Source organism: Methylobacterium sp. Leaf111, assembly GCF_001423285.1.
GTDB lineage: Bacteria > Pseudomonadota > Alphaproteobacteria > Rhizobiales > Beijerinckiaceae > Methylobacterium.
In genome coordinates this window covers 174,903-198,725 of the sequence record NZ_LMNE01000056.1, presented here as the reverse complement: position 1 = coordinate 198,725, position 23,823 = coordinate 174,903, and the positions used below count along the sequence as shown (strand labels likewise).

The following is a 23,823-nucleotide window of genomic DNA, read 5'->3' as shown; positions in this document are numbered from 1 at the left end:
AGAGCGTGAAGGAGATGCCACTGCGCATCCCGCCAGACTCGCAGGACAGGCCTCAAACCGAAACCCCACGCGGACTCAACCGTCAGACCTTAACCACTAGCACTTTAGGTAGTAGACTGCCTCACCCAGCCTACTCACCCTGTTTTGGTGTGATCACCGCGGTCGTGCCTCCGAGCAGACTCAATCTACCGTGAATCCGCTTCACGCCGCAGAGAATGAGGCGCTGGGTTGCTTTGACGCCAAGGAGCCACCGGTCGTGACGGAGTTCGGCCTTCCCGCGTACACCTTGCTTATCGCGGTCCTGGCGGCCGTTGGGTGAAGCGAAAGCCACACGCTGTGCCGGAAGCCGCTTCATCGTATAGGCGAGTGCATTAGCGAGCCCCGTCACCTCCTTGATGACGATCGGCTTCGCGTGCTTGGCGAGAACACCATGGGGTCGGAGCGCCTTTCTCAGTGCCTTTTTCCCGCAATCAGCGGCGATGACCACATGGATGTGTGGCCCCCAACTCCAACGCCCGTCTTTATCACGATCGTAGCACACCTCGATGGCCCCGACCGCGCGGACGTTGCCGTATGCCTTCCGAAGCCGGCGTAGGCGTCGCCTGAAGCCTTGCTGGACCGCACTTAACGACAGCCTCCGAAGCCGCTTGGGTCGTTGACGGTATCGGGGGTCAACGATCGTCACAAACCAGAGGCGGGAGCCGGTCGAGCTGAGGAGTGCGTGGGCGTCGCGAACAAGTCCAAGAACCGTGATTCGCTCACCGAACCAGCACGCCGCTGAGCAGGCACTGTGGGGGCAGCCAGTCCCATCGCATTGCTCGAGGTGTTTCCACTTATGGTGCGGGACTCCGGCGCGTGTGAAGTTGGCCAGCATACGCGTCTGGTTTTTTTGCAGTTCCTGCAAAGTTGGAAGATAGCGGACGCCGAGGGCTTCGAGCTCGACAACGAGTTCGTGTGAGAACAAGGGAGAGGTAGACGTAGAAGGGCTTTGATGATCAGTTTTCATCTTCAGGCTCCATGGCTGTGACCATGACCTTTACGAGTTGGCTAGCGCGGCCTGACCGCCTCCCTCCAGCACCTGAGCTGGCACAATAAGCGGCGCGCGAATTCAGTTGATCTGGCCGAGCGAATTGTCGCGGTTGGTTTACCGACAAGCGGAAACAGCCGTGGCCGGCCTACTGTCGGCCACGGCTGCTTACTTACGTCACGCCAACAAAGCCCCCTGCTGTCACGCTTATAAAGCCGGCCGTTATCGGCTTCCAACCCTTCTCACTTTCCTCACGTATCGCGTGTATAAGAATGTGCCGCTTGCCTGTGCCTTCTAATGCTTGCAGCAACTGCTCGTCAGTTACGTCGATTACAAGCTGCGGCAGCTTCTTGCTCTTTTCTTTCTGCGCCGTTTCGGCTTGAGTCTGTTCGCCGCCTTGTTTCTCATCCTCTGAAGCAGTCTTGTCTGTTTTTTCGGGACTTTTCACAGCTTCTTGTGCTGCATCGCCGGAGTCGCTTGCCGCAACACAGTCCTTCTCCATCCCGCTATCCAGACTCACTTTTTCTTTCGACAGTAAAGAGACGAGCTTATCTATCCCTCCAATTTTCCTCAGTTCGGCGGGCAGTCGGTTCGGTACGAGCGAAACTTCATAGTAGTGATGTATGACATGAGCATACTTGGAAGCGCGATCGATGCGAGCTTCTTGAGGCCCAGCAAACGCTAAAACAGTTAGGTAGTAGGATTTTTCCCAATCTGACGCCCCAGAACGCTTCGGCCGATTTTTCACTGCTTTTCTATTCTTTTCCCAGCAAGGATCCGAGCACAGAATACGCCAGTTCTCCTCATCATTGATTCGCAGCCTTAATTCCAGAGCGACAGACAAGCAATTATACAAGCTTTCGTGATAACGCTTGTCGGATCTTTCGATCGTTTGCTGCAGAGACAGTAAAATTCGCTCGATTTTTTCCTGTCGTGCGCACTTAATGTAGTCGAACGCAGTTTTCTTCGATCCGTTCTTTTTCATTTTGGCACCTTGCGATTTAGCCAGCTGCGGGCGATCAGGTCCGCGTTACACGGAGCTGGCAGGTGGGTTTTGCGTTTTCGGATAAACGACCGGCGCTGAAGTCGCCGGAGACAGGAAAATCAGATCAGGAAAGTTTAATTTCGATCAAAGCGTGGATCTCTTCAGCGCGCCAGCAAGTCGTCCGTGGACCTAATTTTATAGGTTGGGGATATTTTTTTGCTTTGACACCTGCCCACCACGAGCTCTTACTCACTGGGATAGGTCCAGTAGGAGCCAAGATGCTGGAGAGCCTCACCAGCCCAGTCTCGGGGAACACACGAGACGATTGCTCCGAACCCTTTAGTTGTTCTTTCTTTTCAGGCACTTGATTTCTCCTCTTCTATGCTTAGCAGGTCGCCTGCTTGGCATAAGAGGAATCTAGCCGCCCCAGTTTATCCGCGGATCTGAGTTTACTTCTCAGGCAATGTCATCATCGCTAACATATTGATGATAAGCGCTTTTATAGCTTCTTAGCTTTGTCTGAATGAGAACCGTAAGCGCTGGCCCTACTACCGGTAGCGCCTCAAGCTCTGCAGGAAACTCGGGAAAGCTCGTTTCGCTGAGAGCGCGTGGATCAAGTATGCCCTTAAGGGCTTCAACTGCCCACCGGCTATGTGCAAAAAACAATCGTCGAGAGTTTAAGTCCGACATCAAGCTGTCGATCTCTTCGGCGAATGAGTCTGGCGCTGGATCTAAAAGCCATTCGACACCTGGCACGAAGCTTTGAACGTACAAGAAAGGCGCGGCAGGAGCGTTTGTTTTCCAAAGCTTGTCGAATGTTGTCCTCGAGACGTCATATCTGTATTTGAAAGCGCGTTCGCGAAGTAGGTAATAGGCTTTGCTCAGACTTGGTTTGTCTGAGTGGTAATTGTTCACCCTCGGTTTGCGAGGGTTGACTTTCCTGGGAACTTTTGCCGACCAGTCTTTGCTTATCAGGTACCAGACTATGACAGCAAGCACATCAGCAGAAGTATATCTGCGATCCTGGATCTTATCCATATAAAACCAGGGAGTAGCGGACCCTTCTACTGACGAGAGCCGCACCAAGACATCAAGGTTCAAGTTGTCAAGTATAACCTGTTTGTATTCTGTGTCAATCTGAGCAAGACTTTGTGCATTGCCTTTAGCACTGCAATAAGCAGCCATACAGCTACAAATTAGCGTCTGATGTTCGTTTTCCTTATTTGGCCAACGAAGCCACACCATGAATTTAAAACATGCTTCAAGGAGAGCAGATTTCGCCAAGTCGTCGGTGCTGACAAGTTTCTTAATTGCATCGGCAATGCTTAAGCCAAAATCCGCGGATCGCTTCACAGGCTCATAGTCTGATCCAAAAGCTTTTTGCCAACGGTAAATAGTAGAAAGCGGAGCTCCAGCTTGTAGCGCAGCCTCCTTAACGGTCACACCTCTTGAGATGTAGCTTTCGAAGGCAGCCACTATCTCAATTCGTTCATTATCTGATTTGCGTTTCATTTGGACAAAGTTGATAGACAATGAGTATTCCTAAACCATTCGCCGGCACAACGTGGTTTTGTTTATAAATTAAATTGGACAAGCGTCTAAAAATGAAATGTTGGAGCGGTTTTTTTGCGTGTGGCGTAGTCTGGTGGCTTAAACTATGGAACCCATCCGTAACGATCTGAGCCGCATGGCTGCTGACTAAACGGGTTTATTGTAAGTTGTCAGCGAGTGTCCGCCGCTTACCCGAGTGTCAGTATGGGGACGACCATCGTCCGAACTTAGCTTGTCCGCAAAAATTTGTCGTATGCAATATGGTTAAGCGACCGGCGTCGCTACTGGTTGCTCCAATGTTTTTCAGCTTCTCTATGACCGGCTGGCTTTTACGACGGCTCCGGCACCCGGTGACGTCCTCGCCGTCCTGCACGCCGGTTGCAAGTTGCGGCACCTGCCTTTGCGGTTCCGGCGCTCTGGTACGGTGCAACGCTTGTTTTGACGCCTGTCGGGCAACGGCGCTTTCCGACAGCCGGCCCTCGTCAAGACGATAGGAGCCGCAGGAGCTCCGGATGCTAGCCTAGCCCAGTCGGCGGAGGCCTTGACGCACAAGCTGCCCGCTCCATCGAGCTTGGTAAGCTACCATTACCAGGCAAGCCCTCTGAAAATTAAAGATCAAATTTTTTCGGGCCGTGTGTGCAACGCCACCAACACCGGGCCACGAACTTCGAGCCCACACAATGAATTTGGCGAAAAATCCTTGAGATGAGTGGCTGGGACCGCCCTCAATCCCTAGCTCGAATCTCAAAACAGACAGCGACATCCAACGTTATCCGTTCTGGTCCAAAGGACACAAACAGGACACGGGAGCTAGGGTCGTACGCTAAGTACTTGATATCGCTGGCGCGCCCTACGGGAATCGAACCCGTGTTTTCGCCGTGAAAGGGCGACGTCCTGGACCGCTAGACGAAGGGCGCCGCTGCGGTGAGCGGTTCTATATGCGGCTTCGGGCGCGGGGGCAACGGGGGAATCGCCGCGGGTTTGCGGCTTGACGAATGCGGCCCCGGCCGGTTTGTCGGGCGGACACGCGGACCGCTCCTTCCGGCGGCCGGAGAGCGGACCTGACTGCATGACCACGCGACGCGACGGCCCGCCGGGGCCGAGGACGAACAAGCCCGGCTTTTCGCGCAGTCCCTTCCGGCGCGGGCCGCCGCAGAATCAGCGGGGCGCGGCGAGCGTCGCGGCGGCCTCCGGCGACCACGTCGTCCTCTACGGCTGGCACCCGGTGGCGCAGGCCCTGGCCAACGAGGGCCGCAAGCTGCACCGGCTGCTCGCCACCGAGAACGCCATGATCCGGCTCACCGAAGAGATCGGGACGCTGCGGATCGATCCCGAGCTGGTGCGCCCGAGCGCGATCAACGCGCTGCTCGGACCCGACGCCGTGCACCAGGGCCTCTACCTGGAGGCCGACCCCCTGCCGGGGCCGAATCTCGACGAGCTGGGCGACGACGTGCTGCTCCTCGCCCTCGACCAGATCACCGATCCGCACAATGTCGGCGCCATCGTGCGCACCGCCGCCGCCTTCGGGGTGGCGGGCATCATCACCACCGCGCGGCACTCGCCCAACGCCACGGGCGTGCTGGCCAAATCCGCCTCGGGCGGCCTGGAGCACGTGCCCCTGATCGTGGTCCGCAACCTGTCGGACGCCCTGGTCGACCTCGGCAAGCGCGGCTTCACCCGGATCGGGCTCGATTCCGACGCCGAGACCGTACTGGACACCATCGGCCCGAAGCGCCCGGCCGTGATCGTGCTCGGGGCCGAGGGCAAGGGCCTGCGCCAGCGCACCCGCGACAACTGCGACGTGCTGGCCCGCATCCCCTTCAGCGGCGAGATCCGCAGCATCAACGTCTCGAACGCCGCCGCGATCACGCTCTACGCCCTCAGCCCCCGCGGCTGAGTCACACCGCGGCGTTGGCGCCTCAGCGCCAGAACGGCTTGACCGCCACGAGGTCCCCGTGGGCCTCGGCGGCCGCTTTCAGCAGCTTCCGGCCGTCGGCCTCGTTGTCGCCGGCCGCAAGGCCCGCGGCGAACGCCGTCTCGCCGGGGATCTCCTGCGGGTCGGGCACCGCCACGAGGCTGGCCAGCACCGTGTGGGCGGTGGCCTGGTCGTTGAGGCTGCCGAGATGGTCCTGCAGGTCGGACAGGGCCGAGACGAAGGCCTTGTGGTGCTTGCGCAGCTTCTTCTCGGTGTAGAGGCTGGCGAAGAACTCCGCGCCGTAGCGAAGCTTCTTCGCCTCGATCCGGACGCGGTGCCGCTCCTCGGCCTCCTGGCGGTCGAGGTGGCGGCCGCGCTTCCGGATTCGGCGCAGGGCCTTGTCGAGCACCTGGGCGGCGAAGTCGCGCGCCGGCAAGTCGCGCGCCGGCACTCCGCGGTCCGGCACTTCGCGGTCCGGGGCGGCCGGTCCGGTCCGCCAGGCGCCGGTCTCCAGCCAGGCGGCGACGTCGAGGACCAGGCCGCGCCATTCCTGCGATTCCAGGGTGGCGAGGACGCCGTCATGAGCGCGGTCCCGCTCCGCCTCGAGGCGCCGGCGCAGGTCGTCGAGACCGGCCTCGTCCGGGCGCCTGGCCATCTCGGCCGTCAGGGTCTCGGCCAGGAACACGTCGAGGTTCCGGGCGTGGCCGAAGGGTTCGGTGATGCGCTTGATCTCGTCGCGCAGGGTCGCGGCCGTCGCGTCCTGCGCCAGGACCGGCTTGAACAGGGTGAGGGCCGAACGCAGGCGGCGCAGGGCGACCCGCAGCTGGTGCAGCGCCTCCACGTCCCGGTTGTGCAGGAAGACGTCCTCGTTGAGGCGCAGGTGGGACAGGCAGGCGAAGGCGATGACGCGAAAGGCCTCGCCGGCCGTGGCGTCCGGCGCCAGCGAAACCGGCCGCGCCTTGCTCGGGCGCCGCAGGGTGCCGTCGCGGAGGCTGAAGCCGCGGGCCGACTTGCTCAGTGCCCCGAGGCGGAGCGGCACGGTCTCGGCCAGGGCCTGGGCCAGGGTGAACAGGTCCTCCGACCGGCCCTCCTTGAGTTCGAGTTCGAGCTCCCACAGGGGCGCGTCGCCGTTCGGGGTCTCGATCCGACCCTCGTCGAAGGCGACCTCGATCCGCGAGGCTCCGTAGCGCACTACGCGGCTGCGCCGCTCCACCAGGGTGGCGAAGGTGGGGGACAGCTCCGGCGCCTCGGCGCCCGCCAGCACCTCCGGCACCGGCGTCTCGGAGACCTGCGCCAGGTCGGGCGCGTTCCCCGGGACGGGCGCCTCCCATTCCGAGCGGTCGAACAGGCCGGGGGCGGTGGCGGCGGCCTTCACGGTCTGGACGAACGTCTCGCCGTCGCGGCGGACCCGCAGGGTCAGCCCGGCCGCACGCAGGTCGCCGGCGGCCGTGTCGAAGTAGGTGGAAGTGAGGAAGCGGGAGTCCTCCGAGCCTTCCGCCTGCAGGAAGGGATGGCGGCTCAGCTCCGCGAGGTCGCTGCCCTCGCATTCCAGCTTCAACTCGATCTCACGCGGCGCGACCATGATGTGTCCCAAGTTTCGGCCCCGATCCGTCGTCCCCGACGGGGCGGCGGGCCCCCAGCGATCGGGACAAGCCCGGCCCGCGGCAACCGTTCCGTGCGGAATCACCAGCCACCGTCGTCGGTTATGGAGCAGGGCGACCCGGACGCGCGACTGAATTCGTGACGATTTTCATTCGCCCCCGGCGCCGAGTGGTGTAGCGGGAGGAACCGGCCCGGGGCCGGCGGGAACGAGACTCGTTGGGCGTGGTGATGAATTGGGAGCGGCTGAGGGCCGACCGCCTGCTGATGGAACGGGGCCTCTTCGAGAGCCGCGCCCGGGCCCAGGCCGCCATCGCGGCGGGTCTCGTCCGGGCGGACGACCAGCCGGTGACGCGGGCCTCCGACCTCCTCGCCCGGGACGCGCGCCTCGTCGCGTCCGCCCCCCATCCGTTCGTGTCCCGCGGCGGGCTGAAGCTCGATGCCGCCCTCGACGCCTTCGGCTTCGACCCGGCGGGCCGCGTCTGCCTCGATGTCGGGGCCTCGACCGGCGGCTTCACCGACGCGCTGCTGGCGCGGGGCGCCGCCCACGTCTACGCCGTCGACGTGGGACGCGACCAGCTCCACGTCTCCCTCCGGGACGACGCCCGCGTCACCAGCCTGGAGGGCACCGATGCCCGCAGCCTCGACCGCGCCGCGATCCCGCGCCCCCCGGACCTCTGCGCCATCGACGTCAGCTTCATCTCCCTCCGGCTGATCCTGCCGGCCCTCCTGCCGCTGTTGGCCCCCGGCGCCGACCTCGCGGCGCTGATCAAGCCGCAATTCGAGGCCGGGCGCGACCGGGTCGGGCGCGGCGGGATCGTCCGCGATCCCGCCATCCACGACGCCGTCTGCGCCGAGATCCGCGCCGCCCTCGAGGCTCTGGGGCTTCAGATCCTCGGCCTCATCCCGTCACCCGTCGCCGGCGGCGACGGCAACCGCGAGTTCCTGATCGGGGCGCGCCTGGACCCACGACCATGACCGAGCCGGACACCCAGCCGACCCCCGAGACCCTGGAGATCCGCCGCCTCGGCGCCCGCGGCGACGGGCTGGCCGAGGACGGCACCGCCGTCGCCCTGGCGCTGCCGGGGGAGCGCGTCACGGTGCTGCGGGCGGGCACGCGCGGGACGGTCGTCGATGTTCTGCACGCCTCGCCGGATCGCATCGCGCCGTTCTGCCCGTATTTCGGCACCTGCGGCGGCTGCACCGTGCAGCACCTCGCGCCCGGGCCCTACGCCGCCTGGAAGCGGGACCACCTCGTCCAGGCGCTGTCCCATGCGGGGCTCGCCGTCTCACCGGAGCCGCTGGTCGATGCCCGCGGGGCCGGGCGGCGGCGCCTCACCCTGCACGTGCGGGCCATCGAGGGCCGGGCGCAGGCCGGCCTGATGGCGGCGCGCAGCCACGACCTCGTCGCCATCGACCATTGCCCGATCACCGTGGCGGCCCTGCACCGGGCGCCCCAGGTGGCGACGGCCCTGAGCGCGCCGCTCGGGCACGGCCGCAAGCCCCTCGACGTCGCCGTCAGCGCCACCGAGGCCGGCCTCGACGTCGACATCCGCGGGCACGGACCCGCGGCCGAGGGAGTCCGCGCCGCGCTGGTACGCCTCGCCGGAGACCTCGACCTCGCGCGCCTCTCGCTGCACGGAGAGGTGCTGGTGGAGCGCCGGGCTCCGGCGGTCACCAGCGCGGGCCTGCGGCTGGTGCCGCCGGCCGGCGGTTTCCTCCAGGCCACGGAGGAGGGCGAGCGGGTGCTGACCGAGGCCGTGGTGGCGGCCCTCGACAAGAAGACGAAGCGGGTCGTCGACCTGTTCTCCGGCAGCGGACCGTTCAGCCTCGCCATGGCGCGCAGCCGGGACGTCCATGCCGTCGAGGGCGAGGCGGCGGCCCTGGCCAGCCTCGATCGGGCCGTGCGGGCGGTGCCGGGCCTGCGCCGGGTCACCACCGAGCGCCGCGACCTGTTCCGCCGGCCGCTGCTGGCCCTCGAACTCGACGCCTACGACGCCGTGGTGTTCGATCCGCCCCGGGCGGGCGCGGGCGCGCAGGCGGCCCGGATCGCCGAATCGAAGGTGCCGCTGGCGATCGGGGTCGCCTGCGACGCCGGCACCTTCGCGCGGGATGCCGCGACCCTGGTGTCGGGCGGCTACACCCTGGAACGGGTGATTCCGGTCGACCAGTTCGCCTATTCGGGCCATCTGGAAATGGTCGGGGTGTTCCGCCGCCCGCCGCCACCCCGCAAGCGCCTGTAGCCGCAGCGCTCGACAACCGCCGGGCCGCTCTTAGGTAGAAGGGCATGCGCGTGATTCGTCCCACCCTGGCCGCGACCCTCGGCCTCCTCGCCCTCGCCGGACCCGCCGCGGCGGATTCCTGCGGAGACCTCATCGACCGGGTGGTGGCCGAGACCCAGGCCACCCTGGTCAAGCGGACGGCGGACTTCGCGGAATTCAGCGCCCCCGACGGGATCGGGATGACGCTGGCCTGCGGCGAGCTCTCGGCCACCGGCGTCCAGTTCCGGGGCACGCCGCTCCCCGCTGGCTACTTCGATCTGTTCGGACGGGCCGGCCACGCCGTCACGGGCCTCGCGTCCGAGGACTTGGCGCAGGCGGCCCGGACGGCCCGCACCGCCGCCGCCACGACGCGGCACAGCAACGTCGATGCCGGGAAGGTCCTCGTGACCTGCTCCCTCTCCGGATCGCGCGAAGCGCCCGTCACCGCCTGCGCGGTGATCGAGCGCGACGAGCGCCGCTGAGCCTCGTTCAGGACCTCATGGCGAGGACCATGTAGCCGGAATACAGGAGGGCTGCGGCCAGCAGGAGGTAGACGTTCGGTTCCATGGCGTCCTGTTAGGCCGCCCGGGCGCCGTGGGTCGAGCGGACGCGCTGCCGCTGCGGCATCCGGTTCGCTTCAGACATCGTTAACCCTGTTCAGCCGAACGATGGCGGCCGGCATGGCCGATCCCCACGCCGTCGAATCGCACCGAGGAGCCGATGCCCCGTTCCCGTTCCGCAGCCCTGGCGATCGCGGGTAGCCTGACCGCCCTCGCGCCTGCTATCGGGGTCCTGACGGGCAGCCTGGCCCTCGCTGAGGAACCGCTGTTCATCCGCATCCGCCCCGGCGGCGAGGCGAGCGTCGGCTCCGGTGGGTCCGGCGCCTTCGACGACGCCGCGGCCCAGGCGGCGCGGGCCCGCAGCGAGGCGGTCTGGCAGCGGGCCGAAGCCCGGTCCCGCATCGCCATCGCCTCGGTCTGCACCGGCTGCCTCGCGGCCGTACCGCCCCCCTCGGTGCCGGTCGCCGCACCGCCCGCCCGCGCCGATGCGGGCGGCCTCACGCCCCTCGCGGCCGATTCGCCGGCCGTTCCCCCTCCGCCCCTCGCACAGGCAGATGCCCCATGACGCAGGCTCACCCGACCAGCGGCGCCGTTCCCGATCCGGATTGCCCGGTCTCCCTCGAACTCCTCGGCCAGGTCTACCGGGCGGACGAGGAGGACCTGCCGGAGATCCTGGAGGCGATGTCCACGACGACGCGCGCGCGCCTCGCCGTCTACCTCTACGGCAAGAGCCACATGCACCAGCTCGGCCTGCGGGTCGCGCGGGCCTGCGAGCGCGAGGATCTCGTGCGCGTCGCGGACGAAATTGGTTCGGTGGTCTACGGCCAGTCCCGCCTGAAGCCGGCGCGTCCGGCGACGCCGAGCCCGGCCGCCGCCCCGCCGAAGAAGATCAGCCTCGGCGGATCGGGCACCAAGAAGATCAGTCTCGGCGGCTCCGGCGCGAAGAACCGCCTGTTCGACTGAGCGAACGGCTCCCCAGCCCGGATACCGGGCGCGGGACCGTCTTGGTGAGGCCGAGCCGCCAGGCCGGCTCGGTGCGACCTATCTTGAGAGTGGATGCTGATGTTCGGTTCGTGGTGGAAGCTCGGCATGGACGCGACCCTACTCGCGATAGAATCGCAGCAGGTCATCGCCCTGCGCCTCGCCAAGCTGGCGACGGGCGGTGCCGCGGCCCAGGCCGAGGCCCAGCACATGGTCACCGAGAAGATCATGGCCGCCCAGGAGGCCGCCCTGCTGATCGCCACCGGCGGCTCCACCGCCGGGGTCGTGGCCGGCTACCGGCGGAAGGTCCGCGCCAACGCCCGGCGCCTGTCCCAGGGCTGAGCACCCGCCGCCATGCCGGGGCGGTTAACGCCCGCTTAACCATCCGGTTTCATCCTCGCCCGGGACGTCGGACCGATCGGACGAGGAGACAGCATGAACCCCTTCGAGCAGCAGGTGCGCGAACGCGCCTATTACATCTGGGAAGACGAGGGCCGCGTGTTCGGCCAGGCGGAGGCGCACTGGCTGCGCGCCGAGATCGAGCTCCTGACCCCGTCGCGGATGGGCATCGAGGTGATCCAGGCCGTCACCGCGGACGTCACCCTCTCGGCCAGCCCGGCCGCCGTCCTCGCCGAGACCCTCAAGGCCAAGCCGAGCCGCAGCCGCAGCGCCGGCGCCAAGGTCGAGACGAAGGCGAAGGCCGCCGCCGACACGAAGGCCACCAAGCCGGTGGCGGCGAAGGCGCCCGCTGCCAAGACGGCCACTGCCAAGACTGTCGCTGCCAAGACTGCCGCTGCCAAGACGCCCGCCGCCGAGAAGGCCACCGTGGCCAAGGCCGCCGTGGCCAAGGCTGCGGTGACCAAGACGCCCCGGGCTCCCGCCCGCGGCCGCGTGGTCGAGAGCGTCGCCACCGTTCACTGAGACGCGCGGGCCGGAGCCTTCCGGCCCCGCCCCCGGACGAATCGGAGCCCGCTTCACCGGACCGGTGGGGCGGGCTTTTCGCTGGCCGCGGAGGCAGCCTCCACGCGAGGGACGCCGGAACGAAGGAAAACCTTGACCGTTGTCACGCCAGATCCAGAGACGTGGCCGCGGCCCTGAGGGCCGTGCGCCTTCCCAGGCGAGGCTTCCATGAAGACGACGATCACGACCCTTCTGGCCCTCGGCATGGCCGGCCTGCCGCTCGCCGCCCTGGCGGGACCCGGCGGCCTGCGCGGCGGCCCCGCGCTCCTCGACGTCGACACCACCGGCGGCGTCGGCGGACGGGCGCCCTGGAGCAGGCCCTACGAGTATGATTCCGGCGGCGACAACGATCGCCGCCCGGAGCTGCCCTATTACCAGCAGGGCCGCGGCCAGCAGACCGGCGGTCCGGCCCGCAACCTCCTGCCCGACGACGGCCTGCACATCTTTCCCCGCTGAGCCCGCCGAACGAATCCCGCCATCCCGGCGGAACGGCCGGGAGAGCCATCCGTTCGCCCAGGGAGCCCCGGCCTGTCCGCCGGCGTGCAACCGGTTCGGGATGACGCGATGACCAAGACCGTACGGGCGGTGATCTTCGATATCGACGGAACCCTGCTCGACAGCGTCGACCTCCATGCCCAGGCCTGGGTGGACGCCTTCGCGCATTTCGGCGTCACCGTCAGCCACGACCAGGCCCGCAGCCAGATCGGCAAGGGCGGTGACCAGTTGCTGCCGGTCTTCCTCGACGGGGAGCGGGTGGAGCGCGAGGGCAAGACGATCGAGGCCTACCGCTCGGACCTGTTCAAGCGCGACTATCTCTCGAAGGTGAAGCCCTTCCCCGGAGTCCGGGCCCTGTTCGAGCACCTGAAGGCCCAGGACTTGACCCTCGCCCTGGCCTCCTCCGGCAAGGCGAAGGAGGTGGAGCACTACCAGACCCTGATGGGGGTCGAGGACCTCACCGACGTGGTGGTCAGTTCGGACGACGTCGAACGCTCGAAGCCCTTCCCCGACATCTTCGAGGCCGCCCTGACTAAGCTTGCCCCGATCACGGCGGCGCAGGCCGTGGTGATCGGTGACACGCCCTACGACGCCGAGGCGGCGGGGAAGGCCGGCCTTCCGACCATCGGAGTTCTCTGCGGTGGTTTTCCGGAAGCCGACCTGAGCGCGTCCGGCTGCATCGCCCTCTACAAGGATCCGCAGGACCTTCTCGACGGCTACGCCGCCTCGCCGCTGGCTCGGTGATCCGGCGAGCGGGATCCTGGCGCAGGGGTTTCGGTCCGGGCCTGTCGATTCGGACGGGCCCGGTGGCAAACCGGCCACGCGGCGCGTGGGAACTGCACCGATCCACACATTTCCCGCGTAATCCCGCTTTGTTCCGTGGCGCAGGGCAGGATTGCGTGCCGGCTATGGATAGATGGCAAAAAACCCTGGCGCCGGGTCCGTCGATGGCGTAGCGAGCCGCCCGTGATCGCGCCTGATCACGCCACGGATCCGCGGACCATGCCCCAGCCGGCCCAGACGAACCTGAAAATGCACCCGGCCAGCGAGCCTGTTCCCCTTCGGGCGCTCATCGACGCGGCGGTCGAGGACCGCACCACGCCGATCAGCCGGCTGCTTCGCCTGATGGCAGCCCTCGACGCGGACACCAACGACAACGAGAACCTTCGGCACGTCCTCCGGGCCCGGATCGGCGCGCCCCTGAGCGTCTGATCGCACCGCCTTCGCGTTTGTCGGGGATCAGCGGAAACCGGTGATCCCAAAGAGACGAACGACCTGACCGGAATCGGGAGTCTGCCAGGTTCAGGATGAACCCGCCGGATCCTACGAGGCGCGCGCCCGCTCCCGGCGGCGAGGCCCCGGCTGGGCGCGCTTCATGCAGGCGAAGTAGAGCTGACGGCCGATCGCGTAGAGGCCGAGCCCCTTCGGGTCGGGCGTCGAGAACACCCGGTCGCGGGCCTCCGTGCGGCAGGCCGCGTCCTGCGGACTCTGGATCGGCGTGGATTCCCCCTGCGCCGAAGCCGCGTGAGCCATGGCCACTGAGGCGATGGCCGAGAGCGTCAATGCGAGCGCCGGCCCACGCCACATCCCTGTTGTCTGCATCCTGTTCCCCCTGCTGTCGTGGTGGTGACGTCGTTTCGGCGTGCCCGTCAGGGCATCACCCAGGCGCAATCGGCCTCGTTCGCCACGGTAAGGCACTCGAACGGGGCCCCGCCGACCATGGCGCGGTGCTCCGCGGCGCCGATGCGCGCACGCGCGATCCGTCGGCAATCCGGATGCTGCGGCAGGACCGCCTCTGCGGAAGCCCGGTCGCCGCTGGCCATCAGGACCCGCAACGCGACCAGGGTCTTGCAGGCGATGACGTCGGTGGGTTCGACCGGCTGGGCGCGGGCGGCGGTGCCGGCGGCGAGGCCGAGGAGGAGGGCCAGGGGGAGGGCGCGCAACGGTCGGGTCATCGGCGGCTCTTCTCCGGTGCGGCGGGTTTGTCGGACGTCCTGTCAGTGGCCTTGTCGGACGTCTTGTCGGACGCCTTGGATTTCTCGCCCGCGCGAGGCTTCGCCACGGCCTCGGTGGGCTTGACCGTGCCGGCGACGACCCAATGGCAGACGCTCGTGGTGCGCAGGGTCAGGCAATCGTAGGCGCTGCCGTTCAGGGTCAGGTGCTCGGCGATGCCCGCCACCGCATCGCGCGCAACCACCTGGCAGCCGAGGTGGTCGGCCTTGTCGTCGGTGAGGCGCGCGACGGCGGTGGCCACCACGTCCTTGCTCTCGCGCAGGAGCAGCCGCAGGTTCGCCAGGGACGCGCATCCGATCGCCGGAACCGGTGCGGGGGCCGGCGCAGCCGGGGCCTCCCGGATGGTCGCCTGCGCCGTGCCGGCGACCGCCAGGGCGAGCAGGAGAGGTCGGATCGAACGCATCGGGAAATTCTCGGCAGAAACGAACGTGATCGGCGGCCGGCCTCTCGGGAGGAGGGCGGGCCGCCAAGCCATAACGCGCTCGCAGCCATTCCGCCGCATGGCGGCCGCGCTTTCAGGAGCCTGACCGGCGCAGCTTGGCGAAGCGCCTGATCGCCCGGTCCCGGCGCAGGCGGGAAAGGCGCTCGATCCAGAAGATCCCGTCGAGCTGGTCGATCTCGTGCTGGAGGCAGGCCGCCCGGAATCCCTCGGCGTCCTCTTCGTGCTCGGCGCCCTCGAGGTCGCGGTAGCGAACCCGGATCCGCACGGCTCGGTCGACCACGTCCGTCACCCCCGGCATCGAGACGCTGCCCTCCTGCTGCGGTCCGCGCTCGGGGGAGGCCCAGACGATCTCCGGGTTCACGTAGGCGGTCACCGGCTCGCCGGGCTCCATCCGCAGCAGCACCAGGCGCTGGCCCTGCCCGATATGCGGCAGGGTGAGCCCGAGAGCGGAAACCGCCAGCATCACCGCCTCGAGGTCACGGGCGGATTCGCGCAGGGCGTCATCGAACCGGGCGACCGAAGCCGCCACGAGGCGGAGGCGGGGATCGGGATAGATCAGCAGGGAGGAGGCGGACACGAGGGTCATTCCGGAGTGGGATGGGGGACGTCACGGTTGCGCGAGGGCGACCCGGACGCGGGTTCCTGGCCCGCGGCTTGCGGCGTTCGACGGATGACAAGCTCGACCCGGAGACGGAATGGCACGGCAACGCACCGAGACCCCATCGCCCAAGGGGGCCCACCGATTCCTGAGGCTGCGCGAGTCCGGCGAGGTCATCCTCGTCGCCCTCACAACGATCCTCGGCCTGCTCTGGGCGATCGTCCTGGTCACGCATTTCCACGAACCGCTCAGCGGCATCGGCCAGTCCCTCTGGCTCACGCGCTGAGCGTCAATATTCCCACTCGGCCCCGACGCCCACCGCGGTGCGGCCGTCGCTGCCGGCCTCGCCCTGGATCTTGATGCGCCGGGTCACATCGTAATCCACCGTCGCCGCCGTGTCGGCGGGCTTGGCGCCCGCCTTCACGCCGACGCTGAGGCGGTCGCTGAGATAGCGCGAGGCGCCCAGCGCCGGTCCGCCGCTGGCGCCGGTGGAGACGTCGAGGCTGTCGAGCCCGAGGCCCTTGCGGGCCTGCTCGAAGACGTCGACGCCGCCGGCCCCGCCGGAGAACTGGGCCACGGCCTGCGCGAGCTGCAGGGCCTGGAACGGCGACAGGCCCCCCGAGGCCTTCTTGAACAGCAGGCGCGAGAGCACCTCGTCCTGCGGCAGGCTCGGGTCCGAGGTGAGGAGGAAGCTCGGCTGGTTTGCCGGACCCGTCACGGCGATCCGCGCCGTGACCTCGGCGGCCTTGGTCTCGGCGACGAAGTCGAGATCCGGCGTGGCGATCTCGCCGCCGAAGGTCAGGCGCCCGCGGGTGAAGTCGAGGCGCTGGCCGACCACGCTGAGGCGGCCGCGCCGCATCTCGAAATCGCCGGTGGCGACGGGATCCCGCGAGGAGCCGGTGATCCGGAGGGCGCCGCCCAGTTCGGCATCGATGCCGCGACCGCGCACGAAGATGCGGTTGGGGGCGTTCACGGCGACGTCGAGGGTGGCGTCGAAGGGCGGGGCGACCTTGCCCCGCTTGCCCAGGGCCGCGACCTTGGCGCGGCGGTCGGCCCGGGCGGCGAGGCGGGCGCGCACCTCCGGGGGCGTGTTCACGCGACGGATCTCGGGCAGGGGCTGCACCGTGGCGGGCAGGCGGTCCGGCACCGAGACGTCGACGGAGACGAGGTCGATCCGGCCCGCCACCTTCGGGGTTCGGGCCAGTGGCCCCGTGAGCGCAAGGTTGAGGCTCGCCACGGCCGTCATCAGCGGGCTGGAGACGAGCTCCGCCCGCTCGGCCGAGACCCGGAGCGAGCCCGGGAAGCCGGCGGCGGGATCAAGCGCCACCCGGCCGTCGCCGCGCAGGCTTCCGCCGTTGCGGGTCAGCGCCGTCAGGCGCTCCACCACCAGGGTGTCGCCCCGGCCGGTGACCCGTCCCTCGATGTTGGTCAGGCGAATGCCCTGGAGCGGATCGGTGAAGGAACCGCCCGTCAGGGTGGCGCTGCCCTCGGCGCGGGGGGCCGCGAGGGTGCCGGTCACACCGGCGTCGAGGGCGATGCGCCCGGCGACGCGCTGGCCGCCGACGCTGAGGAGGCTGTTGGCGAGCGCCGCGTCGAGGGTGCCGCGCAGCTTCACCGCCAGCGCCTCGCCGGGGGCCACCGGCAGGGAGCCGGTCACCGTCAGCTCGGCGCCGCGCCCGGCGGAGACCCGTCCGTCGATCCCGGCGCGTCCGTCGCTCACCGTGCCGCTCGCCCGGGCGTCGATGGGCGGCAGGCCGGCCTTGCGGGTCTCGGGCGTGACGAGGCGGGCGACCGTCAGGGCGTAGCGGCCCTCGGGCCGGTTGGCGGAGCCGCGCAGGTCCGCCTCGCCGTCGAGGGTTCCGGAGAGGGCGAGGTTGGGCGCGGCGATCCGCGCCAGGGCGAGGGGCAGGCTGCGGATGCCGAGCTTGAGGTCGAGGGCCTCGCCGACTCGGCCCGACAGGCTGAGGCGGCCGCTACCGGCGGCCACCACGAGGTTGTCGATCACGGCCGAGCCTCCGTCGAGGGTCACACTCGCGGGGCCGGCCAGGGCGAAGCGGTCCCCACCCCGCGCGGCGGAGAAGCGCGACAGGTCGATGCGGGTGCGCTCGCCCGGCACGAGACGGGCGGCGCCGTCGAGGTCGAAGCCCCGGGCCTTGGCCGTCAGGGTGAGGTCGCTGGCGCTCGGCGAGCCCACGGCGACGAGACGCACGGTGTCGAGGCTCTGCCCGGAGGCGAGGAGGCGGTCGGCGTTCACCCGCCCGTCGACGATGGGCCGGCCGAGCAGGTCCCGCCCGGTGAGGTCGGCGTCCAGGCGCGACAGGGCGAATTCGCCGAAGCGCAGGGACGCCCCGTTCGCCCGGATGCCGGCGTCCTGGCGCCCACCCGCGCGGGACAGGGTGACGGCGGCCTCGACGTTGCCCGCCATCGGTGTCAGCGCGAGGGGCGCGAGGTCGTCCAGATTCCCGGCCTTGAGGGCCAGCGCCCCCTCGGTGAGGAAGGTGCGGGCATCGAGGGCGGCGTGCCCGTCGAGGGTGACCGAGCCGAGGCCGAAGGCGAGGCGGTCGAGGACCCAGGCGTCGGGGGCGGGCCGGGCGACGTGGGCGTCCCCGCGCAGGGCCTTTCCGCCCACCGCGCCGGACAGGCGCAGGGTGCCGTCGAGGGCGCCGGTGACGTCCGTCAGCGCCGTCTCGACCCGGAGGTCGCGCAAGGGGCGACCGAGGGCGCGGGCGTCGTCGGCGGTGAGCGTGGCGGTGAGGTCGGGCTTCTCCAGGGTGCCGGTGAGGCGCCCGTCGAGGAGCGCGCGGCCGGACAGCTTCGGGTCGAGGGTCGACAGGTCCTTCAGGTCGACCAGCAGCTTGGCGTCGGCGAGGCGCGCGGTGGCGCGGCCCTCCAGGCGCCCGACGATCTCGGCGCCCTCGAGGCGGGCGCTCTCGAAGGCGTAGCCGTCATAGACCTGCGACAGGCGGCCGCTGAAGCGCGGCGACGGGCCGAGGGTCCGGTCGAGGGCCGGCAGGGACAGGACGAGGCCCGAGGTACGCAGGTCCAGATCGGCGTTCACCGCCTTGCGGGCCGGGTCGCCGCTCAGCGCCGCCCGCGCCGTCAGGGTGCCGGCGAGCGGCCGCCCGGCCACCTCCGAGAAGGCCGCGAGGTCGGACAGCGCCGCATCGAGCGTGCCCGCGAGGGTGTTCTGCCCGATCCGGCCCACATAGGCGGCCCGGGCCGTCGGGCCGTCGAGCTTGAATTCGGCGACGTCGACGACGCCGTCGGGCTGCAGCGTGCCCCGGAAGCTCAGCCCGGCCCGCGATCCGATGGCCCGGCGCAGGGCCGGATCGGCGAGGCGCAGGCCGTCCACCTTGGCGTCGGCGGCCAGCACGAAGCGGGCGGCGGCGGGATCGGCGCCGGCCGGCGCCATCGACAGGGTGGCGTCGACCCGCTCCAGGGCCGAGCCGCCGGCGCGCAGGCCCGCGGCCTTGAGCACGCCATTGACGACGGGCCGCGCGATCGGCCCCTTCAGGCTGCCATCGAAGATCAGGGTGTCGAGTTCGGCATCCGCCGCCTTGGTGACGCCGCCCTCGGTGGGCACGGCGCGGGCGGAGACGAGGAAGTCGGCCACCCGGTCGGCGGTGAGGGTACCCCGGGCCTCGAGCCGGGCCGTGCGCGAGGTCAGCTCCAGCCGGTCGATGCCGAAGGCCCCGCTGTCGGAAAAGCGCAGGCCGCCGTCGAGCTTGGTCGTGCCCGAGAAGATCGCCGCCGCCGGGCCGGGCAGCAGGCCCTCGATCCGCGAGGCGAGGTCGAGGGCGAGCCGGCGCTCGGCCCCGATGCGGGAGATGCGGGCGGTGCCGCGGGCCCCGAGGTCCGGCCCGGCATCGAAGTCGAGGCGGGCGTTCCAGGCGTCGAGCGTGCCGCGCCCGTCGAGGTCGAGGTTGATCGGCGGTGCGCCGGGCAGGTTGGCGGCCTTGGAGAGAAGCCCGCCGGCGGGCTCCACCAGGGTGGTCTTGAGCTCCAGCGTCTCGCCCTTCGGTACGAAGAGCAGGCGGGCGCCGAAGCGCCCCTCGGCGTCGAGGCGGCGCACCGCCACATCGAGGTCGAGCCCCTCGGCCGGCGCGCCGAGCTTGGCCCGGCCCTCGGCCGTCAGGCGGGCCGGCTGCCCGGCGAGGGCCTCGCCGAGAACGAGTTCGGCGAGCTTGAAGGTCTTCACCTCGACCTTCACCGGCAGGTCGGGCAGCAGCGATCCGTCGGGCTCCGGCGTCGCCGAGACCGGGGCGGGGAGGGGGCGGCGCAGCACTTCGAGGCGCCCGACCTCCAGGCTGTCCACCTCCAGGCGGCCGGAGAGCAGGGCGAGGCGGCGCCAGACCAGGCGCGCCCGGTCGAGCTTCAGCCAGACGCCGTTGGCGTCGCTGATCGCCACGTCGCGGATGGTGGCGTCCGACGAGAGGGCGCCGTCCACGGCCCCGATGGCGACCCGCGAGCCCGGCGTCGACAGGGCCTTCGAGAGGAGACCGCCGAGCACGGTCTTCTCGCCCTCGTCGGCGTAGGTCAGGGTGGCCGGCGTCGCGGCGAAGACGGAGAGGCACAGGGTGGCGGCGGCGACCTGCGCCCGCGGACGCTTCCAGAATCCCATCAGAAGGACTGCCCCAGGCTGATGTACAGGGCCACCGGGCGCTCGTGGTTGCCCTTGATGCGGTCCATCGGGAAGGCGAGGTCGACCCGGATCGGGCCGATGCCGGTGTAGTAGCGCAGGCCGAGGCCGACCGCGTAGCGGATGCGCTCGTCGAAATCCGGCAGGCTGCCGGCGAAGGCGGTACCCGCGTCGATGAAGGGCACGACGCCGATGGTGTCGGTCACCTTGATGCGCGCCTCCACCGAGGCCTCGAGCAGGCTGCGTCCGCCGATGGGCAGGTTGAAGGGTCCGCGCGGGCCGAGCGTCCGGTAGGGGAAGCCGCGCACGGAACCGCCGCCGCCGGCGAAGAACCGGATGTTGGCCGGGATGTCCTCGAGGTTCGCCCCCGAGATCGAGCCGAAGCCGATGCGGCCGGCCAGGATGTAGCGGCCCTCGTCGTCGAAGGCGTAGTAGGTCGAGCCCTGCGCCTTGGCGACGAAGATCGACGGATCGGAGCCGAGGAAGCCCGCATAGGGCGTCGCCGAGGCGGTGATGCGCACGCCCTCGGTCGGATCCAGCAGGTTGTCGGTGGAATCGTAGCTCACGGAGAGCGGCACGCCGACGAGGCGGTAATCGACCTTGCCGAGGGCGTCCTGCGAGCGCCCGGCCTGTCCGTCGAGGCCGACCTGGGCGAAGAAGGTGTCGGAGAAGCGGTGGCGCAGGGCGACGGTGCCGCCCGCCGCGTCGCTGACGTAGGATTGCTGTGCCTCGCGGCCCACGAAGACGTTGGCGATGAAGTCGTTCCGGGTGCCCCAGAGAGCCGGCTTGACGAAGGTGGCCGAGAGCCGCCCGCCGAGGCCGTTCGAGTCGATGCCGGCGGCCTTGCGTTGCTTGGCGTAGAGGTCGTTGCCGAGATAGTAGATGTCGGCATCGACCCGGAAGGTCTCGCCGCCGCCGAACAGGTTGCGGTTGGCGTAGTAGGCCCGGATGCCCGGCCCATCGACGGTGGAGTAGCGGGCCGCGACGCCGATCAGGTTCTTCTCGCGCTCGGTGACGTCGACGAAGATCGGCAGGTTGCCGGACGGATCGAGGGTCTCGCCCTCGCGCACCCGGATCGAGCCCAACCCCTCGACCTTGGCGACCGAGCGTCGGATGTCCGACACGGCCTTGGGCGAGTAGGGATCGCCCGGCTCGGCGTAGATGAACGAGCGCACCACCGCCGGGTCGATGTCCTGCGTGCCGCGCACCGCGACCTCGCCGAGGCCGGCGATCGGCCCGGGATCGACGGTGTAGGTCACGTCCATGACGTGGGCGGCGTCGTCCACCACGGGGTCGCGGGCGACCGCCTTGGCGAAGGGATGGCCCAGGGCCCGGAAGCGATCGACGATCTTGGCCTCGCGGGCCAGCACGGTGGCCGAGCGGGCCGGCACGTCGTCCCCGACCCGGGTGAAGCGCTCCGGCAGGACCTCCTCGGGAAACGGGTTGCCCCGGGGGTCGTGGGCCCGGATCGACCGCAGGGTGTAGAGCGGACCGGGATCGACCACGACCTTGACCGGCACGAGGGCGCGGGAGCGCGACGCTTCGGCCGCGCGGGCAGCCGCCACCACGGTGGACTCACCGGCCAGCGCGACGCCGTCAATGCGGATCGCGACGGTGCCCTGGTAGTAGCCGTAGCCCGAGAGCACGTCGGCGAGGCGGCGCTGGTCGGCCTCCGCCCGGCGCACCAAGCCCTCGCCGTCCGGCGGCGCCTCCTGGCGCAGGCGATAGAGCGTCGAGGTGTCCTGCAGCGCGCGCAGGACGTCGTCGTCATCGATGCCCGAGATCTTCACCGTGTAGGGCAGGGCGCCCGCGCTCGGGACCGGCGGTTCCTCCTCGGAGCCGAACAGACCGAACAGGTCGAAAGCCCGGGCCGGCCCCACGGCGAGCCCGGCCCCGGCCGAACCGAGGACGAGCGGCCAGGCGAAGCAGGCGAGCCTCCAGACCGACGCGCGACGCATCCGCCCCCGAATCCGCGTCACGAATGGCCGTTCCGGCGAGCCCGGTGCGCCTGCGCTCCCGGCTTTCGTCGCTGCGTCGCAGGCCTCGCCATCCCATCCCCTTCCGGGCCGCGGCCCCGCTGCCGGTCCCGTATCCCGGTCCTGTCCCAGGGCCTTTCGGACCCACATATGTTGACCGCCAGCCTACCGGTCCGGCGGCGGTGCAGCAACCGCGGTTCACCGCTCTACCCCCAGCCGCGGGGGTGGTTGCGCGGTTCGCCGCAGGCCCGGCTCCGCCCCGGCTTTCCGCCATCGGCCAGGGAACCCGGCTTTGGCTGGCGCCTTGTCCCTGCGTCGCAGGCTTCCTACTTTTGTCCCCATCGCTCCATGGCCGTCTCATTCCGGGTAGCTCACCCGCCCTTTTCCCAGGACTGCTCGCCAGTCCTGCACGCGGGTGCCGCTGCGATCGCACATCCCATCCGACGACCCTGCGCCTCGGGTGCCCGCGCGATTGCGACGCGGGCACCGGGCAGCCGATGGCAGGCAAGACAACGCTTCAGGAGAACAGCACCATGAGCACGGGCACCGTGAAATGGTTCAACGAAACCAAGGGTTACGGCTTTATCCAGCCGGATGACGGCGGCAAGGACGTGTTCGTTCACATCTCCGCCGTGGAGCGCGCCGGCATGCGCAACCTGATCGAGGGTCAGAAGGTCTCCTACGAGATCGAGAACGACCGCCGAACCGGCAAGCAGTCGGCCGGCAACCTCCAGGCGGCCTGATCGCCGCCAGCCGGTCCGGGTCGCCCGATGCGGGCGGCCCGAGACCGGCTCAAATGCTGCGGCATCGTTTCAACAACCTGTCAGAAGCCGCTTTTCAATGAGCGGGTTCTGTTGATTCCCGGCAGGCGGTCGGGCATGGGGCTGTTGCGGTGCAAGATCAGCGTATACCCCAGTTTTTCCACGGCCCCATGCCGCGCGTGCTCCACGCCGGATGCGGGCGACACACCACATGAGAAAGGTCAGATGGGCGCCTTCGACTACAGGAACTTCGACGATCGCCGTAAGAACTCCGTCAGCGCCAAGCAGATGCTGCTGGAAAAATTCAAGGCCCGTCCTCCGGCCGATGATCCGGAGATGATCGCCAAGGCGCAGGCCCGCGCCGAGGTCGCCCGCGCCCGCGAAGAGCGCGCCCGCGAGCGCGAGGCGGCCCGGATCGCCGCCGAGAAGGCCGCGGCGGAAGCCAAGCGGGCCCGCGAGGAAGCGGAACTCGCCGCGCAGATCGCCCGCGAAGAAGCCGAGGCTCTGGCCGCCGCCGAGGCGAAGGCCGCCGAGCTCGTCGCCAAGAAGGCGGCCCGCGATGCCCGCTACGCGGCGCGCAAGGCCAAGGCCCGCCGCTGACCTAAGGCCCGCGGCGAAGGGTCAAGGCGTATGAGCGCGCCGCCGAACCACTCCTGAGCGCACCTCTTCGGCGGCGCTCGGAACGGGACGGACGCGAACCGGACAGCGAAAAGGGCCGACGCGGCGCGTCGGCCCTTTTCGTGTTGGACGATGGGGCGAACCGCGTTCGTCCTCAGCTCTCGGAGCGCGTCTCGGACTCGGCGTCCTCGCCCTCGGCGGTCTCCTGGCCCTCGGTCTGGGCCTCGGCCGGCTCCGCCGTCTCCTCTTCGGGACGCGGGCCTGCTTTGAAGGTGCGGCGCGGCGCGTTCCCGCGCTTCATCTGGACCGGCTTCTCGATCGCGCCCAGGCGCTCGGACAGGAGCTTCGCGCGCTCGTTGAAATCATTGGTCGATCGCGACTGCGACGCACCGCTCTTGAACGCATTTGCCACTTGGGCCTCATGGGGTTGCCCAGGGCACGG

At 68.9% G+C, this 23,823-nt stretch carries 26 protein-coding genes and 1 tRNA gene; 14 read left to right on the top strand and 13 right to left on the bottom strand.

The genetic code is table 11. The annotated features are described in order from the left end of the window. Positions 1-130 precede the first annotated feature (130 nt). The 5 genes from ASF41_RS25260 to ASF41_RS20325 all read right to left on the bottom strand — a co-directional run bounded on the left by ASF41_RS25260 (position 131) and on the right by ASF41_RS20325 (position 4,480). A complete protein-coding gene (locus tag ASF41_RS25260; RefSeq protein ID WP_156653407.1) occupies positions 131-1,006 on the bottom strand; it encodes a hypothetical protein in 876 nt (291 codons plus the stop codon). A gap of 193 nt (positions 1,007-1,199) precedes the next feature. Continuing rightward, positions 1,200-2,012, bottom strand: coding sequence for a hypothetical protein (locus ASF41_RS25255; RefSeq protein ID WP_156653406.1), 813 nt, complete (start codon positions 2,010-2,012; stop codon positions 1,200-1,202). A 124-nt stretch (positions 2,013-2,136) separates the two neighbouring features. Further along, the gene (locus tag ASF41_RS24330; RefSeq protein WP_280138159.1) at positions 2,137-2,307 is read right to left on the bottom strand and encodes an AlpA family transcriptional regulator; all 171 of its coding nucleotides are present in this window, start codon (positions 2,305-2,307) and stop codon (positions 2,137-2,139) included. Between the two features lie 161 nt (positions 2,308-2,468). Then, positions 2,469-3,545 carry a hypothetical protein gene (locus tag ASF41_RS25250; RefSeq protein WP_156653405.1) on the bottom strand — a complete coding sequence of 359 codons (1,077 nt, stop codon included), beginning with the start codon at positions 3,543-3,545 and terminating at the stop codon, positions 2,469-2,471. An 859-nt stretch (positions 3,546-4,404) separates the two neighbouring features. Further along, positions 4,405-4,480 (bottom strand) — tRNA-Glu (locus ASF41_RS20325). Positions 4,481-4,632: 152 nt separating this feature from the next. Between ASF41_RS20325 and rlmB the strand changes: the two genes are divergently transcribed. Next, a complete protein-coding gene (gene rlmB, locus ASF41_RS20320; protein WP_082504699.1) occupies positions 4,633-5,460 on the top strand; it encodes a 23S rRNA (guanosine(2251)-2'-O)-methyltransferase RlmB in 828 nt (275 codons plus the stop codon). 22 nt (positions 5,461-5,482) lie between these two features. Here the strand turns inward: rlmB and ASF41_RS20315 are convergent, their stop codons facing one another. Then, positions 5,483-7,060, bottom strand: coding sequence for a CHAD domain-containing protein (locus ASF41_RS20315; protein WP_056496431.1), 1,578 nt, complete (start codon positions 7,058-7,060; stop codon positions 5,483-5,485). A 248-nt stretch (positions 7,061-7,308) separates the two neighbouring features. Between ASF41_RS20315 and ASF41_RS20310 the strand changes: the two genes are divergently transcribed. The 10 genes from ASF41_RS20310 (at position 7,309) to ASF41_RS20265 (ending at position 13,546) form a co-directional block, all read left to right on the top strand. Then, positions 7,309-8,055: a TlyA family RNA methyltransferase gene (locus tag ASF41_RS20310; RefSeq protein WP_056496469.1), complete on the top strand. Its 747-nt coding sequence runs from the start codon at positions 7,309-7,311 to the stop codon at positions 8,053-8,055. Further along, complete coding sequence (locus ASF41_RS20305) at positions 8,052-9,320, top strand: class I SAM-dependent RNA methyltransferase (RefSeq protein ID WP_056496428.1); 1,269 nt, start codon at positions 8,052-8,054, stop codon at positions 9,318-9,320. Before ASF41_RS20310 ends, ASF41_RS20305 begins: the two co-directional genes overlap by 4 nt. Before the next feature lie 44 nt (positions 9,321-9,364). Further along, positions 9,365-9,820, top strand: coding sequence for a hypothetical protein (locus ASF41_RS20300; RefSeq protein ID WP_056211112.1), 456 nt, complete (start codon positions 9,365-9,367; stop codon positions 9,818-9,820). A gap of 238 nt (positions 9,821-10,058) precedes the next feature. After that, entirely contained in the window at positions 10,059-10,463 is a 405-nt protein-coding gene (locus tag ASF41_RS20295) for a hypothetical protein (protein WP_056496425.1), read from the top strand. Then, positions 10,460-10,861 (top strand): hypothetical protein, encoded by a 402-nt coding sequence (locus ASF41_RS20290; RefSeq protein WP_056211116.1) that lies wholly within the window; start codon positions 10,460-10,462, stop codon positions 10,859-10,861. Before ASF41_RS20295 ends, ASF41_RS20290 begins: the two co-directional genes overlap by 4 nt. 99 nt (positions 10,862-10,960) lie before the next feature. Further along, complete coding sequence (locus ASF41_RS20285) at positions 10,961-11,221, top strand: hypothetical protein (protein ID WP_056496466.1); 261 nt, start codon at positions 10,961-10,963, stop codon at positions 11,219-11,221. A 93-nt stretch (positions 11,222-11,314) separates the two neighbouring features. Beyond that, positions 11,315-11,800 carry a DUF2934 domain-containing protein gene (locus ASF41_RS20280; protein ID WP_056496423.1) on the top strand — a complete coding sequence of 162 codons (486 nt, stop codon included), beginning with the start codon at positions 11,315-11,317 and terminating at the stop codon, positions 11,798-11,800. Between the two features lie 207 nt (positions 11,801-12,007). Next, positions 12,008-12,295, top strand: a complete 288-nt coding sequence (locus ASF41_RS20275; protein ID WP_056496421.1) for a hypothetical protein — start codon at positions 12,008-12,010, stop codon at positions 12,293-12,295. A 108-nt stretch (positions 12,296-12,403) separates the two neighbouring features. Then, a complete protein-coding gene (locus ASF41_RS20270; RefSeq protein ID WP_056496418.1) occupies positions 12,404-13,078 on the top strand; it encodes an HAD family hydrolase in 675 nt (224 codons plus the stop codon). A gap of 288 nt (positions 13,079-13,366) precedes the next feature. Then, the gene (locus ASF41_RS20265) at positions 13,367-13,546 is read left to right on the top strand and encodes a hypothetical protein (RefSeq protein WP_244472776.1); all 180 of its coding nucleotides are present in this window, start codon (positions 13,367-13,369) and stop codon (positions 13,544-13,546) included. A 111-nt stretch (positions 13,547-13,657) separates the two neighbouring features. Here ASF41_RS20265 and ASF41_RS20260 read toward each other — a convergent pair whose 3' ends face one another. From ASF41_RS20260 to ASF41_RS20245, 4 genes are all read right to left on the bottom strand, one after another. After that, the gene (locus tag ASF41_RS20260; RefSeq protein WP_244472747.1) at positions 13,658-13,921 is read right to left on the bottom strand and encodes a hypothetical protein; all 264 of its coding nucleotides are present in this window, start codon (positions 13,919-13,921) and stop codon (positions 13,658-13,660) included. A gap of 62 nt (positions 13,922-13,983) precedes the next feature. Further along, on the bottom strand, positions 13,984-14,289 hold the full coding sequence (locus ASF41_RS20255) for a hypothetical protein (RefSeq protein WP_056496415.1): 306 nt from the start codon (positions 14,287-14,289) through the stop codon (positions 13,984-13,986). Then, a complete protein-coding gene (locus ASF41_RS20250) occupies positions 14,286-14,750 on the bottom strand; it encodes a hypothetical protein (protein ID WP_200941299.1) in 465 nt (154 codons plus the stop codon). Before ASF41_RS20250 ends, ASF41_RS20255 begins: the two co-directional genes overlap by 4 nt. A gap of 112 nt (positions 14,751-14,862) precedes the next feature. Next, positions 14,863-15,366, bottom strand: coding sequence for a peptide deformylase (locus ASF41_RS20245; protein WP_244479776.1), 504 nt, complete (start codon positions 15,364-15,366; stop codon positions 14,863-14,865). Positions 15,367-15,484: 118 nt separating this feature from the next. Between ASF41_RS20245 and ASF41_RS20240 the strand changes: the two genes are divergently transcribed. Continuing rightward, positions 15,485-15,673 (top strand): hypothetical protein, encoded by a 189-nt coding sequence (locus ASF41_RS20240; protein ID WP_056378511.1) that lies wholly within the window; start codon positions 15,485-15,487, stop codon positions 15,671-15,673. Between the two features lie 3 nt (positions 15,674-15,676). Here ASF41_RS20240 and ASF41_RS20235 read toward each other — a convergent pair whose 3' ends face one another. Both ASF41_RS20235 and ASF41_RS20230 read right to left on the bottom strand, forming a co-directional pair. Then, a complete protein-coding gene (locus tag ASF41_RS20235; protein WP_056496412.1) occupies positions 15,677-20,008 on the bottom strand; it encodes a translocation/assembly module TamB domain-containing protein in 4,332 nt (1,443 codons plus the stop codon). Then, positions 20,008-21,984: an autotransporter assembly complex family protein gene (locus ASF41_RS20230; protein ID WP_056496409.1), complete on the bottom strand. Its 1,977-nt coding sequence runs from the start codon at positions 21,982-21,984 to the stop codon at positions 20,008-20,010. Before ASF41_RS20230 ends, ASF41_RS20235 begins: the two co-directional genes overlap by 1 nt. A 551-nt stretch (positions 21,985-22,535) precedes the next feature. Between ASF41_RS20230 and ASF41_RS20225 the strand changes: the two genes are divergently transcribed. Together ASF41_RS20225 and ASF41_RS20220 are read left to right on the top strand one after the other, a co-directional pair. Then, positions 22,536-22,745 (top strand): cold-shock protein, encoded by a 210-nt coding sequence (locus ASF41_RS20225; RefSeq protein WP_055952791.1) that lies wholly within the window; start codon positions 22,536-22,538, stop codon positions 22,743-22,745. Between the two features lie 243 nt (positions 22,746-22,988). After that, the gene (locus tag ASF41_RS20220) at positions 22,989-23,363 is read left to right on the top strand and encodes a DUF6481 family protein (RefSeq protein ID WP_056211138.1); all 375 of its coding nucleotides are present in this window, start codon (positions 22,989-22,991) and stop codon (positions 23,361-23,363) included. A gap of 172 nt (positions 23,364-23,535) precedes the next feature. Here ASF41_RS20220 and ASF41_RS20215 read toward each other — a convergent pair whose 3' ends face one another. Further along, positions 23,536-23,793 (bottom strand): hypothetical protein, encoded by a 258-nt coding sequence (locus ASF41_RS20215; protein WP_056211140.1) that lies wholly within the window; start codon positions 23,791-23,793, stop codon positions 23,536-23,538. Positions 23,794-23,823 lie beyond the last annotated feature (30 nt).

Bases quoted from the DNA above. Each gene is read 5' to 3' on its own strand.
- ASF41_RS25260 (WP_156653407.1), bottom strand. From the start codon at position 1,006: ATGAAAACTGATCATCAAAGCCCTTCTACGTCTACCTCTCCCTTGTTC.
- ASF41_RS25255 (WP_156653406.1), bottom strand. From the start codon at position 2,012: ATGAAAAAGAACGGATCGAAGAAAACTGCGTTCGACTACATTAAGTGC.
- rlmB (WP_082504699.1), top strand. From the start codon at position 4,633: ATGACCACGCGACGCGACGGCCCGCCGGGGCCGAGGACGAACAAGCCC.
- ASF41_RS20315 (WP_056496431.1), bottom strand. From the start codon at position 7,060: ATGGTCGCGCCGCGTGAGATCGAGTTGAAGCTGGAATGCGAGGGCAGC.
- ASF41_RS20310 (WP_056496469.1), top strand. From the start codon at position 7,309: ATGAATTGGGAGCGGCTGAGGGCCGACCGCCTGCTGATGGAACGGGGC.
- ASF41_RS20305 (WP_056496428.1), top strand. From the start codon at position 8,052: ATGACCGAGCCGGACACCCAGCCGACCCCCGAGACCCTGGAGATCCGC.
- ASF41_RS20300 (WP_056211112.1), top strand. From the start codon at position 9,365: ATGCGCGTGATTCGTCCCACCCTGGCCGCGACCCTCGGCCTCCTCGCC.
- ASF41_RS20295 (WP_056496425.1), top strand. From the start codon at position 10,059: ATGCCCCGTTCCCGTTCCGCAGCCCTGGCGATCGCGGGTAGCCTGACC.
- ASF41_RS20290 (WP_056211116.1), top strand. From the start codon at position 10,460: ATGACGCAGGCTCACCCGACCAGCGGCGCCGTTCCCGATCCGGATTGC.
- ASF41_RS20285 (WP_056496466.1), top strand. From the start codon at position 10,961: ATGTTCGGTTCGTGGTGGAAGCTCGGCATGGACGCGACCCTACTCGCG.
- ASF41_RS20280 (WP_056496423.1), top strand. From the start codon at position 11,315: ATGAACCCCTTCGAGCAGCAGGTGCGCGAACGCGCCTATTACATCTGG.
- ASF41_RS20275 (WP_056496421.1), top strand. From the start codon at position 12,008: ATGAAGACGACGATCACGACCCTTCTGGCCCTCGGCATGGCCGGCCTG.
- ASF41_RS20270 (WP_056496418.1), top strand. From the start codon at position 12,404: ATGACCAAGACCGTACGGGCGGTGATCTTCGATATCGACGGAACCCTG.
- ASF41_RS20265 (WP_244472776.1), top strand. From the start codon at position 13,367: ATGCACCCGGCCAGCGAGCCTGTTCCCCTTCGGGCGCTCATCGACGCG.
- ASF41_RS20260 (WP_244472747.1), bottom strand. From the start codon at position 13,921: ATGTGGCGTGGGCCGGCGCTCGCATTGACGCTCTCGGCCATCGCCTCA.
- ASF41_RS20255 (WP_056496415.1), bottom strand. From the start codon at position 14,289: ATGACCCGACCGTTGCGCGCCCTCCCCCTGGCCCTCCTCCTCGGCCTC.
- ASF41_RS20250 (WP_200941299.1), bottom strand. From the start codon at position 14,750: ATGCGTTCGATCCGACCTCTCCTGCTCGCCCTGGCGGTCGCCGGCACG.
- ASF41_RS20240 (WP_056378511.1), top strand. From the start codon at position 15,485: ATGGCACGGCAACGCACCGAGACCCCATCGCCCAAGGGGGCCCACCGA.
- ASF41_RS20235 (WP_056496412.1), bottom strand. From the start codon at position 20,008: ATGGGATTCTGGAAGCGTCCGCGGGCGCAGGTCGCCGCCGCCACCCTG.
- ASF41_RS20230 (WP_056496409.1), bottom strand. From the start codon at position 21,984: ATGCGTCGCGCGTCGGTCTGGAGGCTCGCCTGCTTCGCCTGGCCGCTC.
- ASF41_RS20225 (WP_055952791.1), top strand. From the start codon at position 22,536: ATGAGCACGGGCACCGTGAAATGGTTCAACGAAACCAAGGGTTACGGC.
- ASF41_RS20220 (WP_056211138.1), top strand. From the start codon at position 22,989: ATGGGCGCCTTCGACTACAGGAACTTCGACGATCGCCGTAAGAACTCC.